Consider the following 12,492-nt stretch of genomic DNA (forward strand, 5'->3'; position numbering starts at 1 on the left):
ATGCAGGATAACTTATTAAAAGTTTTAGGAGTACTTGCTATAGTAGCAACGTTAGTTTGCTTTATTTTTGCAGCACTTGGTATGATAGGAGCAGTAAAAGTCGGTGACGGCTGCTACATGAGATATGCGTCGGACGGTAAAGGAGGGGTGGATTCAATAACCGGTACTATAACCCTTAATGCTAATGCTAATTATGTAAACACTTCTAAGATGTTGCCCGACGGCACGACTTTGCTTGTTCCTGATCCTACTCGTTACGGTGAATGGCTAAATACTCAGGTGCTAGTAGAAAACAACCAACTGGTGAATTTACAAGTGGTCGGTCAGATTAGTTTGTGTTTAGCTTATATACCGAAAGATAATTTACAACGTACAGGGGTTGGATCTAATTTAGACGATAACGGTCAAATGATTTCGATTCCTCGTATTAACGATGCAAATAATCCACCTGTCTCTCTAATAATGGATGCAAAAAATAATGAATGGCGTAATATTGCCGAATTATACGCCAATGATAGAGTTTTAGTTTCCGTATCTCCTAATTTTGCCAATACGGATGCGACAGTTAAGGATGCTTTTAAAGGTGTTGAAGTTACGAAAGATTGTTCAGAGAATAAAACTACTTATAATCCAATTTGTGGAAAATATTCTGTTTATTCAGGTGAGTATGTCAATGCTTGCGAGTTAAAAGAGCAGTATTGGAATTGTCAAGTCACATGGAGGTGCGCTAACTGGTTTGAGCAAGTAGGTTGCGACTGGGGACCATTCGGCTGTAATCCTAGGTGTGATAAGAAACCAGAATGTAAAGAGAAATGTATGGCTTGGACTAATATAACTAGACCGGCACCAGAAAACTACCTAGATGATGAGAGTTTTACATTTTCGTGGTCTGACGACACAGGTAAATTATTTACCGACTATTCAGCCCTTCAATGTTCTAATAATGCTAATATTCCTCCAAATGATAAATGTCCTGATAGTGTTAGTGATCGTAATCCAAAAGATAAAGATTATATTGGAGGTGTAAATTGTACTTCGGGAATATGTAGCGATGGAGATTTTCAAAAGAATCGAAGATTTTGGTATACGGCGGACGGTAAAGGAGGCAAAGGACCAACTGGATTAATATATCAAATGAATGATGCGGGTTCTGTAAGTAAAGCGCTGCCTTCTAAGCTAGAATTTGCTAAATTTGTTGCAGATACAGATCAACCGCCTGAATATAAAGATAAAGACGGTAAATATTTATATAAAGTTATATATAATATACCTTTTAACAGTAATATTGAAAAAAGTTATTTACAATATAGGCTGTGGTCTCCTACCTCACAAGATAGTAGTAAGAATACGGGGGGATACGTTTTAAATATTAAACAGACTAAATGCTATAGAGAAAACGGTAATAGTTTTAACGATACTTTTGATGATCGAGGACGAGTGCAATACATAATAGTAAAGCCTTCGGAAAACCCAAATACTAGCGGTAAAACCTATTCACCTCAAGGAATTAGCGTTGATAGTGAAGGTAAATATAGCTTTAACGCAAATGAGGCGGGTTATATATGGATGAAAATTCTAAATGATCCTGGTAATAATTTAAGGGACTATAAAGATAGTGAAGGTACCTATAAAGTACATTTCTCAACATCCTTAAAAGTAGGAAGTTTTACTATTAAAGTAATGAATCCGTTACTTCAGTTATTTAAAACTAAAGTGCAAGGGGCTGCTACTTCTATTTTTAAAAATATGGTATGTTATAAAGCTAATGATAGCTCGTCCTGTACTAACTTTTTTATCTATATTAAAGCAATTTTAATTCTGTATGTGATGACTTACGGAGCAATGTTTTTGCTTGGTTTTGCTAAGATAAACCAAAAAGAGCTAGTAATTAGAATAGCAAAAATCGGGGTAGTTAGCGGACTTATGAACGGTAATACCTTTGAATTTTTCAATAACTATCTTTTTGATGCAATTACCAATTTTTCAGACTCAATTATTGCTAATATGAGTGGATATAGTTTGTTTACTTCTACTAATACTATTTCTAATCCTTTCATGTTTTTAGATGCAGTAATGAGTAAAATATTTTTTAGTCAAACCTTTATCGCTCAATTACTTGCACTTCTTTCTCTTGGGCTTAGCGGTATTATATATTTTATAATTACTTTTATTGCGGTTGGTATAGTAATTATTACGGCACTTAGAGCTGTTGCCGTTTATATTATGGCATTTATGGCAACTTGTATATTAATCGGTATAGCCCCTTTATTTATTAGTTTCTTATTATTTGATTTTACTAGGTATTTATTTGATAATTGGGTGAGGTTTACGATCCGTTATATGATAGAACCGGTAGTTATGATGGCAGGTATTATAGTGCTAACACAGCTATTTACCATTTATCTAGATTTTGTTTTAGGTTATAGCGTGTGTTGGAAATGTGCTTTACCGATAAAAATTCCGTTTATCGGTACTATTTTACCTATTGCATTGCTGAATGTACCTATCTTCTGTATTAATTGGTTTGCCCCTTGGGGAATGGATTATATGTCGGGTATGATGGGAGTAAATATGCAAAATATCGTAGCTCTAGTTATTATTGCTTACGGTATGTACGGTTATGTCGAATTTTCAGGACGTATGGTAGTAAAATTAACTAGTGCTGTTGGGCCTTCGGCTACTGAAATTGGTGGTCAAATGTCTCATGATGCAGGACAAAAAGCATTAAGTCCAATAGGAATGGATTATAAAACAAGACAAGGTATTACCGGCAGAGCGGAAGCACGATTAAAACAACGCAATAAGACATTAGATCAGGCTGAAAAAAATAGGAAAAATACGCCAAAAGAAGGGGGAGAGAAGACAAATGAAGAACCACCTAAACCTGAAACACCGAAATAGAGGGTGAATCGAAAATCGTCATTGTGAGGAAATGATGAAATAATTGACGAAGCAATCTCAGGAGTTATTTCATGAGATTGCCGCGCAGCCATACGGCTGCTCGCAATGACGGGTTTACTATTTAATACTATGGACAAGCCACGGTGTGACGTGTTGGATAACAATTTAAAATTATGAAAATTCTTAAGAGTTTAGTTTTATTAGTTTTGTTTATGGCGATGCCAGCTAAAGCCGATGATGCTTTTTCGTGGATGTCAACCAGTTTTGGCGGGTTAAAAAGCTTATTCGGTTGTTTAGAGGTGCCTGAATTTACAAGTTTTCAAGAGGGTAATATAGGAATTAGTATATCTACAGCCGGAATTTGGCAATCAACAGGTAATACTGTTGAGAAAGGTAAATTGTTAAAAATAAATTGGTCTACTTCAGGTGTTACTTCTAAACCTAGAAAATATCTAGTATTATATAGAATCGATCCAAGGTTTAGTACGCCGCAAGTTTTCATTAAAACTTATAATTATTCTAAATTACAATTTGAAGCTTTAGGATTTCCTCGTTTTGTTACGGACAATAACAGTGAAACACTGGGGGCTATACCGCCTGATAAAGACCTTGATGCACTTTCATTTACTAAAATGTCTGATGCTGTCAAATATTTTAACTATTCTAACGGTAATTCGAGAATTGAAGTTAAGGCCGGCGATGTAGTGAATATTAGTTTAATTGATAAAGATAATTTTTTTAGCTCTAATACTCTAGATAATATTTTAACACAGGAACTTGATAGCTCGATATTCGCTGCTTCTGCACTTTATACTCAAAGTAACCTTGGAAATTTTGATAATAGAATAATTTATTCTTCTGCAGAGCAGGTGTGTAATATGATAGATAAGGAAAGAAAAAGTGTATGTAGCGGCACGGGTACTGCTACAAAGTATAAAAATACCGATAATGGAGTAATAGTCGGTAAGCCTATGACAATGAGAGCGGTACAGTATTTCATGGACTTAATTAATACTTGTCCTGCTAATGCCGGTATAAATACTAGCCCTGCTTGCTATTACGATCAAGGTAGAGGGATGATAATTAAAGTAGGCGGGCAGGTTATTAAGGGACGAGATCAGAGTTTTGTAAATTCAGGCAGCGTTCAAAATAGCTTTATATATTATCAAGCCACTAGCGGCGGTACTATGGATTTTACTAGCGATTGGCAAGTTAGTAACATGTTTAGTAATTCAGTTTTAATGAGTGATTGGAGCCGAAATTTTTCAAATTATGCTAGTTTTGTAGATTATATAAATAAGAATGATTGGTCAGCTAATTTTTTATATTTTGGTCGTTATTCGATGGTTGTTGAAATAGGTAATGGGACAAATTCAATTGATCCTGGTGATCAACAAAATATAAAGTTAGAATATTTAATAACATCTGATGGTACGTTACCTGATCCATCTGTTCGTGGTACGCCAGTAGATTATAACTTTGCGGCTGATGTACCGCAAGATGGATATTTATGGTTAAGGGTGGTAAATCCTAATAGTAATATACAAGGGGTAGTTAGTGTAAATTATGCTAATTATACTGGTACAACTTGGTTTTCTGATATAATATATAACGGTGCTATTAAACCTATTACCGATCAGTTTAGAACTTTTAGTCAAAACTTTTATATTAAGTTAGTTAAAAATTCTGCAGTGCAGAATTTAGCTAAAGCTGCATTAACCCTTTATGTTACTATATTTGGGCTAATGTTCGTTGCAGGAGCATTAAAATTAACTGCCGTAGAAGTAATAACACGTATATGCAAAATAGCTATAGTAGCTTTTTTAATTAGAGAAGAAAGTTGGAGCTTCTTTAATACATACTTCTTTAGTGCATTTACTGACGGTATTGATTTCTTTGTAACTAACGTAGTAGGTGCTACAAGCTCTAGATCTAATATTTTTGGTTTTATTGATCCTATATTTGATAAATATACTAACGGTAGGATTTGGGGATTACTATTTATTGAATTATTACAAATACATAATGGTTTAGCATTTATCGCTATTATAACCATTTATTCACTTATTACTTATTTTAGAGCTATTTTAGAAGTTATAATAGGTTATGTTATTGCATTCATAGGGGTAACTGTTATGATTTCATTAGCACCATTTTTTATAATATTAATGTTATTTGAAAAAACTAAAAGTTTATTTGATAATTGGATATCGACATTGCTTAGCTATGTAGTGCAGCCGACAATATTGTTGATTTTCTTTTTATTGATAGATCAGGTTTTATCTGAGCAGCTTTTAAAAGTAGTAGTTAGAGCCTGTTGGGATACTCTTATACCAATAAAAATAGGGCTTGATTTAACAAATCTTGGTATTCCGATTCATTTCTCTTTTACATTACCGTTCTTACCCGGAATACCTTTCTATGTACCGGATGTTCCGGAAATTAGTAGCTCGAATATTCTAACGAACAATGCTAATACTTTCTTAGTATTATTTACTACGGCTTTATTATTTTATTCATATTGCTTGATGTCATATGGTTTAGTAACTTTTGTAAATATAGTAGTTGGAATGCTTACAAATGTTACACCGGCACGAATATCAGGAAATTATCAAGAACGTTCTGATCCTGTGGGAGCCGTTATGCAGGATATAGATTCGGTAACAAAACCGGTTAAAAAGGCTGCAATGGCTCCGGCTAGAGTTTTCAAAAACAAGATAATTGATCAAAATTATAAAGCTAGAAAATCGGAAAGAGGTGGTGAATTTACAAATAAATTTCTTGCTGAGCGTAATGATGTGAAGAAAGAGGCAGGAGAGAAGAAAGAATAATTGTAAATATTTTCACCATCATTGCGAGGAAATTGCATAGCAATTGACGAAGCAATCTCAGGAATTTAGTACTGCTTCATGAGATTGCCACGCTCCCTATGGTTGCTCGCAATGACGTTGAAATTGAGACATATGGAAATAACACATAAAATAAATGAACAAAAATATTTTTATTACATTATTAATATCGCTATTGCTGCTTTCCGGTTGTACCGGCGATACTTGTATTGATCCTGATGATTTTGGTTTTATCAAATTCGATGTCTCTTCTAGATATGATCCGGAAGAAATTACTTCAAGACAGGAAGGTGATCAGGTAGCACCATGGCGTGATAGTGCTTATAAAGTAAACGGCTATCCTTTAATCGTTATGGTAAGACCATGGAGTTATATACTTGGCGATAAAAATACTTCAGGTCAGTTATCTGCATGGTGTCCATGGTATGGTCAAAAAGATAATACAACTACTTTGGCTGCTTTTTGCGTTAAGCTACAACCGTGTACTTTTTGGGATAATGCTAGACTTGATATGTGTACTCCTAATCCCGCAAATCAAAATGATGCAATGATTAGTAATGCTCCATGTATAATGACAGACGGTGTCGGGCTTTATTTTCTTATTGCCGCTAAAAATACCGATCCCAATATTTCACCGGACTCACAGCGTAAACCGCAAGGTATAACTCAGCATTTAGGAGAGCTTACTTCGAGTGTAGGCTATGAATTTTATAGTGTTAGTAGTACAGGACAATTCTTGAAAGCCGGCGGTATAAATTATCAATATAAAGGTGAAGATAAGTCAAAATATGCTCAATCTCCTCTTTATTTTAAGATTATAGATAAATTTTATGATGATAATAGCGGGCAATATAGATTAGTAATAAAGTCCGGAGTTACTGATACTAGACCCGATCCGCTACAATTTTTAACGGATTTAATAAAAGGAGTATTATTTGGTAAGGATGGGATTATAAAGAAAACTTATCAACAAATAATTGATACGTCGGGTTATAGGATGAGTGTCTCGGCTATTTTAACTCTATATATAATGTTTACGGGCTTTTCCTTTTTAATAGGTAATATAAACCTTACTCATGTCGAACTTATAGTTAGAATATTAAAAGTTAGTATAGTCTCAATATTATTAAGTACGGATAAAGCTTGGACATTTTTTCATGATTATTTATTCGTATTTTTTATTGATGGGGTTCAGCAAATACTGCAAATAATTAATGAAGCTTCGGCTACCGGCCCCGGTTCTCAAAGCTTGCTTGGGTTACTTATTTCTCCTCAAACTTTATCTAAATTATTTTCTTTACTATTTGTTGATTGGCTTGGTTTTATATATATCATTCTATATTTAATAGCCTTATATTTTATTTTCTTTCTTATATTTAAAGCCACTATTATCTATCTAACCGCTCTTATAACTATCGGTATGATTATAATTATGGGACCGATATTTATTTGTTTCATGTTGTTTAATATAACTCGTTCGTTATTTGAGAATTGGTTAAGACAATTAATATCATATGCATTACAGCCTATAATTTTATTTGCCGGTATTGCTTTTATTTCAATGATCATCAGAACCGAAATATATTCAACGCTTGGTTTTGCGGTATGTAAACATGATTTTCCTAATTTAGGTCCGATAAATGAAATATTCGGTAGTTTCCTTGAGGATATAGATCCAAGCCTGGGTCATTCAATATTTTATTGGTGGTTCCCAGTACCGATGAAAGGCGGTATAAATAATTTCCACAAAGCAAATATATTAGTTCCTGAAGATCATATAATAGTAGATGATTCTTGTAAGAATGACCCTGATAAATGTAAGCATTGTGCTGCGTATGAGTGTATAGATGAACGCTACATTGAATTACCGTTTTTAGATTTAGTTAAAGATGCAAAAAGAATTAGTAATTTTATAAATGGGAAGTTTGTACAACTTGACGGGATATTACTAATTTTTGTGTCTATTTATTTGCTAAGTAAATTTAACGATACTGCTATATCGACGGCACAATTTATTGCTGGTACTTCAGGTAATTTAACAGACATACAAAAAGTTAATCAGCAATCTTATGAATCTGCAGCGAAACAAATGAATAGACCGCTAAATTATGTGGTTAAGACGGTAAGTGCACCTGTAACTAGCCGTGTAAGTGCAGGGAAAGAGCAAGCTCGTATGTTCTTTGCCGAGAAATTTGAAAATATGATGATGGGAAGGCTTGAAAAGCAAGCTCTCGGTTCTTCAGCAAATAAAACCGTACAAAATGAGGTTAAGAGAAAATACGGTATAGATTCTAAAGATGTAAAAATGAATGCTATTACGGATTATGAAAACGGTATTGCAGAATTATTAAAGAATTTACCTAAGGGGAATGAATTAAAAGCAAAAGAACTATCGCAAATGAAGTTTACTCAGCTTCGAGATAAAATTGCTGCAAATAAATATGGAGTGAAAGATTACGCTGCTTTAAGTAACGAACAAAAAGCTGAGCTTGATAAGTCATTAAAAGATGCTAACTTACGTGAACTCGCTAGCGATGCAAACTTTACTAGAGATTATCAAGATGCTTATAAAAATGCTCACCAAGAAATGTCAGGGCGAGGTGTTGGTCTGTTCGGTAAGAATATAGGAGTGCTTAGAAGCTGGCACGAGATAGAGCATCGTGTTGATACAAAACGTAAATTAAAAGAAGAAAAGCGTGTAGGTATAGGCGAAAAAATATATGCAGGTTATACAGGAATAAAAAGAGGAGCTTTAACTGCAATAGTCGGTAAAGATTTACGTGATGCTTATGAGGGTAATCTAACCAGTGCCGAATGGCATGATTTTGAATATAACGACCCAAGGCTTAGAACTTATAGCGAAAAATTAAAAGATGATGAAAAAACACGAGAACATGAAGAGCTCCAAATGCATATTAATAAGGAAGCGCTAGCTGCTCAAGCAGATATATTATCACCGGAATATCTAGCAAGACTAGAAAAAGCAGGTAGACATAGTGATGTGGAATATTATCAAGAATTAGCTCAAAGAAAGCTTATTTATGAGGTGCATTGTAGGTTATTTGAGGAAGGTGAACCGGTAATGATGGGCGACAGATTTATGCGTGAGAAAGCTACTGATTCTCAGATGCGAGATATGATAGATAACGCTCATAGAAAACATGCAGAATTTATAGATGGAGATCGATATACTCGTCGCCAAGAGCATTATGATATTATGCACGAGAAAGCCCAGGAAAATTTAGAGCAAACTTATAAAGAGCTTAAAGATCATTTCAAAAGAGATGATATCAAGATCGAAGAAATGCCGGCATTAATAGCACAAAAAGTTAAAGATACCGCCGAGGGAGCTGAAATAGACCAGAAGATTACGGAAGAGCTTAATAACTTTAATGCTGATGTTAAAAATTATGAATATAGTACTGAAGTATTAAATAAAATAGAGGATAGAAAGCAAGTCATTACCGATGAAGTCAATGCTCAGATCGATCAGATTAATAAATATAGAGAAAATGCCAAAATGCAAACCTATGTAAAGCCTATAGTAAACGATGGTAGAAAGCTAAGAAAATTAGAAGATCATTTAAGAAATATGAAGTAGAATAACTAATAGTTGTTTTTTTAAACAATTATAAGTATATAGAATATGTAAAAACAAAAATATTTATGAACGATCAAACTGAAAATGGTTCTGAAGAACTCAAGTATTTATCATCAGATAAAAGCTTAAAACCGCAAAAAAGTTGGGAAGAAATATTTACAGAACTAAGCTCAAATCCTACTAATGATTTTTTTTCTGCAGGAAGAGAAGATTCTCCACCGCAAGAACGAAATTGGAAATTATTTAAATGATTGATATATAGCTCTTATGTCATTCCTGCGAAAGCAGGAATCCAGAAAAATAACTTCAATATTGATACAGAAGTTACATATTTGATAAAATAAGCATATAAAAAACAAGTTTTTTTATGCTTTACTGGATTCTCGCTTCCGCGGGAATGACATAAAAGGTATTTTCCGAACTACGCAACAATGCCTACACGGAATTCGGATATACACTGTTGCGTTAATAGCACTTAAGCAATGCTCGCTAAAAACAATAATTAGTTTTCCCTTTATTAATTAACTTATATACTATCTAATTAAGTTAGTGATTAATTTATTAAGGGGTTTATGAAGAAGCAACATATAATAAACGAGACTTTTTTAGATGCCATTCTAGCTAAGAAATTAGGTACTCCTTATACTCCTCCAAAAGAAATCAACAATCCTGACTTTGATGAAGCAGCAAAGCATTTCATCGATCTATTACTTAGAGCCGATGGCTTTAAGCCTGTTAAAACTGCAGTAGTTCATCTGATCGATAAAGAATCATTACTCGGTGCAGTTAGAGCGGCACAATTTAATGTAATAAAATTAATGTAATAAAACCGGTCTTGATTGGTCTGTAACATAAAATTGAATCAGTAGCAAAAGTTAATAATGTCGATCTTGAGGATTATCAAGTAATTAATGTTGAGCATAGCCACGAAGCAGCAAAAAAAGCCGTAGAGCTCGTGAAGAAAAGAGGAGTTGCGGCTATTATGAAAGGGTCGCTTCATACTGATGAGCTTATGTCTACGGTAGTTCATAAGGAGAATGGACTACGTACCGAACGTCGTATAAGCCATGCTTTCTTAATGGCAGTTGCTACCTTTCCAAAACCGTTCATTATTACCGATGCTGCTATTAATATTCGTCCTACTCTAGAAGATAAGCGTGATATCGTGCAGAAGATAAATCCATATAATGATGCAATGAAGAAAGATTCTAGAGTGGGTTTATGCAGAGGCAAGTTATAGCTAAAAACGCAGCAGCAGGTTATAAGACAGCATTAAAAATAGAGCAGCAAGCAAAAGAAGCAGGTATTAGTTTAGATAAAGATGCTATGAGACGCTTAGAGAAAATAACAAGTCGTTATATAGAAGCTGCTAAGAAAGCAGAATTTCAAAAATTTCAAAGTGATCAAGCTCATAAAACGCATCAACAAAAGGCTGAAGCATTTAGGAGTGGTACAACAGCTACTGCTAAAAAACAAAGAAAAGAAGATTATAGGACAGGTGGGTGGGGTAAATAATTAAATTATAATTTTATTGCGTTAATTGGTACTGTCTACTATTTTAAACGTATGTCTATACTTCATGCCACAATCTTAACCGTTTTTCCTGAAATGTTTCCTGGTACTCTAGGACATTCTTTAGCAGGACAAGCACTAAATAAAAATATTTGGTCATATGACGTTATTAATATTCGAGATTTCGGTTTAACTAAGCATAAAAATATTGATGATGAGGCTTATGGCGGTGGTAACGGGCTTATAATGCGTCCTGATGTTCTAGGCAGTAGCATAGATCATGCTCTTGCTTTAAATCCTAATGCTGAAATGTACTATCCTTCACCTCGCGGTAGAGTCTTTACCCAAAGCTTTGCTAAAGAGATGTTGAAAAATAAAAACCTCATATTCTTATGTGGACGTTACGAAGGGATTGACGAACGTGTAATTGAAGAGTATAATGTTAAAGAAATTAGTGTAGGCGACTACATTTTATCCGGCGGAGAAATACCTACCCTCACCATTCTCGATTGCTTAATTAGACTATTGCCAGGTGTTTTAATGAACCAAAATACCTTATCTTCTGAGTCTTTTGAAGAAGACGGGGAATTTAAGGGCGGGCTTGAATGTGGCCTATATACAAGACCTGAAATTTGGCGTGATCGAGCTGTACCGAGTGTTTTGTTATCCGGTAACCACAGGCTAATTAATGAATGGAAAAAAGAGCAATCACATGTGATTACTAAATTGCGCCGTCCGGAGTTACTTAAAGATTTATAGAGTTAAGGAGTTAAAAAATGAATATTATTGACCGCTTTGAACAGGAAAATATTTCAAAGCGTATTGCAAATAAAAAAATTCCTGATTTTGAAGCCGGCGATACAGTTAAGGTAACTGTTAAAATTATTGATAGATCGATTGAGAAAGACGGTAAGGAAAAATTAACGGAAAGATTTCAAGCTTATGAAGGTGTAGTTATCGCAAAAAGAAATCGCGGTATTACTTCATCTTTCTTAGTACGTAAAATTAGCCACGGTGAAGGAGTCGAGAGACGCTTTATGACTTACTCGCCGATAGTACACTCTATTGATGTAGTAAAATACGGAGTAGTTCGTCGTGCTAAACTTTATTATTTAAGAAATAGAAGCGGTAAGTCGGCTAGAATTAAAGAGAGACATATCCCGATTGCTAAAACTAAGGCAGCAAAAACTTAAATATGTTTGTATCTCTTATGTCATTACTGCGAAAGAGTGCGTTGCTACGTGAATACTAAATACGTCATCGCGAGCAGCCGTAGGCTGCGTGGCAATCTCATGAAATAATAACAAACTCCTGGGATTGCTTCGTCAATTACTTCGTAATTTCCTCACAATGACGTATGCCTCAAATCCCTAAGGTATCTCTATAAAGCTCAAGCATAGCGTCCTGCTCGGCAAGTTTATCTTTATCCAATTTCTTTAGTTTCAATATAGATTTCATAGCTTTAACATCAAATCCATGTGAAGAAGCATCTTGGAAGATATCTTTTACTTCTTGAGATAAATCAGCTTTTTCTTGTTCTAATCTTTCTATTTTGCTTATATATTGCTCTAATTGTTCTTTTACTACTACTTCTGACATAAAAAATCATTTAACCTTTTTGAATTTACT

At 34.3% G+C, this 12,492-nt stretch carries 8 protein-coding genes and 1 pseudogene; 8 read left to right on the forward strand and 1 reads right to left on the reverse strand.

From position 1 onward, the window contains the following. The 8 genes and pseudogenes from MCI_RS04750 (at position 1) to rplS (ending at position 12,056) form a co-directional block, all read left to right on the forward strand. Entirely contained in the window at positions 1–2,901 is a 2,901-nt protein-coding gene (locus MCI_RS04750) for a type IV secretion system protein (protein ID WP_014409879.1), read from the forward strand. A 173-nt stretch (positions 2,902–3,074) separates the two neighbouring features. Beyond that, the gene (locus MCI_RS04755) at positions 3,075–5,732 is read left to right on the forward strand and encodes a type IV secretion system protein (protein ID WP_014409880.1); all 2,658 of its coding nucleotides are present in this window, start codon (positions 3,075–3,077) and stop codon (positions 5,730–5,732) included. 154 nt (positions 5,733–5,886) lie between these two features. Continuing rightward, positions 5,887–9,351, forward strand: a complete 3,465-nt coding sequence (locus tag MCI_RS04760) for a type IV secretion system protein (protein ID WP_014409881.1) — start codon at positions 5,887–5,889, stop codon at positions 9,349–9,351. 65 nt (positions 9,352–9,416) lie between these two features. Then, positions 9,417–9,602: a hypothetical protein gene (locus MCI_RS04765; RefSeq protein ID WP_014409882.1), complete on the forward strand. Its 186-nt coding sequence runs from the start codon at positions 9,417–9,419 to the stop codon at positions 9,600–9,602. 321 nt (positions 9,603–9,923) lie between these two features. After that, positions 9,924–10,567: pseudogene (locus tag MCI_RS04770) on the forward strand (phosphate acyltransferase); the annotation flags it as partial. Positions 10,568–10,572: 5 nt separating this feature from the next. Beyond that, entirely contained in the window at positions 10,573–10,866 is a 294-nt protein-coding gene (locus MCI_RS04775) for a hypothetical protein (RefSeq protein ID WP_014409883.1), read from the forward strand. A 51-nt stretch (positions 10,867–10,917) separates the two neighbouring features. Next, positions 10,918–11,622 (forward strand): tRNA (guanosine(37)-N1)-methyltransferase TrmD, encoded by a 705-nt coding sequence (gene trmD / locus MCI_RS04780; protein ID WP_014409884.1) that lies wholly within the window; start codon positions 10,918–10,920, stop codon positions 11,620–11,622. Between the two features lie 17 nt (positions 11,623–11,639). Further along, positions 11,640–12,056, forward strand: a complete 417-nt coding sequence (gene rplS, locus MCI_RS04785) for a 50S ribosomal protein L19 (RefSeq protein WP_014409885.1) — start codon at positions 11,640–11,642, stop codon at positions 12,054–12,056. A 169-nt stretch (positions 12,057–12,225) separates the two neighbouring features. Here rplS and MCI_RS04790 read toward each other — a convergent pair whose 3' ends face one another. Next, a complete protein-coding gene (locus tag MCI_RS04790; protein ID WP_004996682.1) occupies positions 12,226–12,462 on the reverse strand; it encodes a DUF2312 domain-containing protein in 237 nt (78 codons plus the stop codon). Positions 12,463–12,492 lie beyond the last annotated feature (30 nt).

Origin of the sequence: Rickettsia montanensis str. OSU 85-930 (assembly GCF_000284175.1) — a bacterium.
Classification (GTDB): domain Bacteria; phylum Pseudomonadota; class Alphaproteobacteria; order Rickettsiales; family Rickettsiaceae; genus Rickettsia; species Rickettsia rickettsii.

Bases quoted from the DNA above. Each gene is read 5' to 3' on its own strand.
- MCI_RS04765 (WP_014409882.1), top strand. From the start codon at position 9,417: ATGAACGATCAAACTGAAAATGGTTCTGAAGAACTCAAGTATTTATCA.
- MCI_RS04750 (WP_014409879.1), top strand. From the start codon at position 1: ATGCAGGATAACTTATTAAAAGTTTTAGGAGTACTTGCTATAGTAGCA.
- MCI_RS04760 (WP_014409881.1), top strand. From the start codon at position 5,887: ATGAACAAAAATATTTTTATTACATTATTAATATCGCTATTGCTGCTT.
- rplS (WP_014409885.1), top strand. From the start codon at position 11,640: ATGAATATTATTGACCGCTTTGAACAGGAAAATATTTCAAAGCGTATT.
- trmD (WP_014409884.1), top strand. From the start codon at position 10,918: ATGTCTATACTTCATGCCACAATCTTAACCGTTTTTCCTGAAATGTTT.
- MCI_RS04775 (WP_014409883.1), top strand. From the start codon at position 10,573: ATGCAGAGGCAAGTTATAGCTAAAAACGCAGCAGCAGGTTATAAGACA.
- MCI_RS04790 (WP_004996682.1), bottom strand. From the start codon at position 12,462: ATGTCAGAAGTAGTAGTAAAAGAACAATTAGAGCAATATATAAGCAAA.
- MCI_RS04755 (WP_014409880.1), top strand. From the start codon at position 3,075: ATGAAAATTCTTAAGAGTTTAGTTTTATTAGTTTTGTTTATGGCGATG.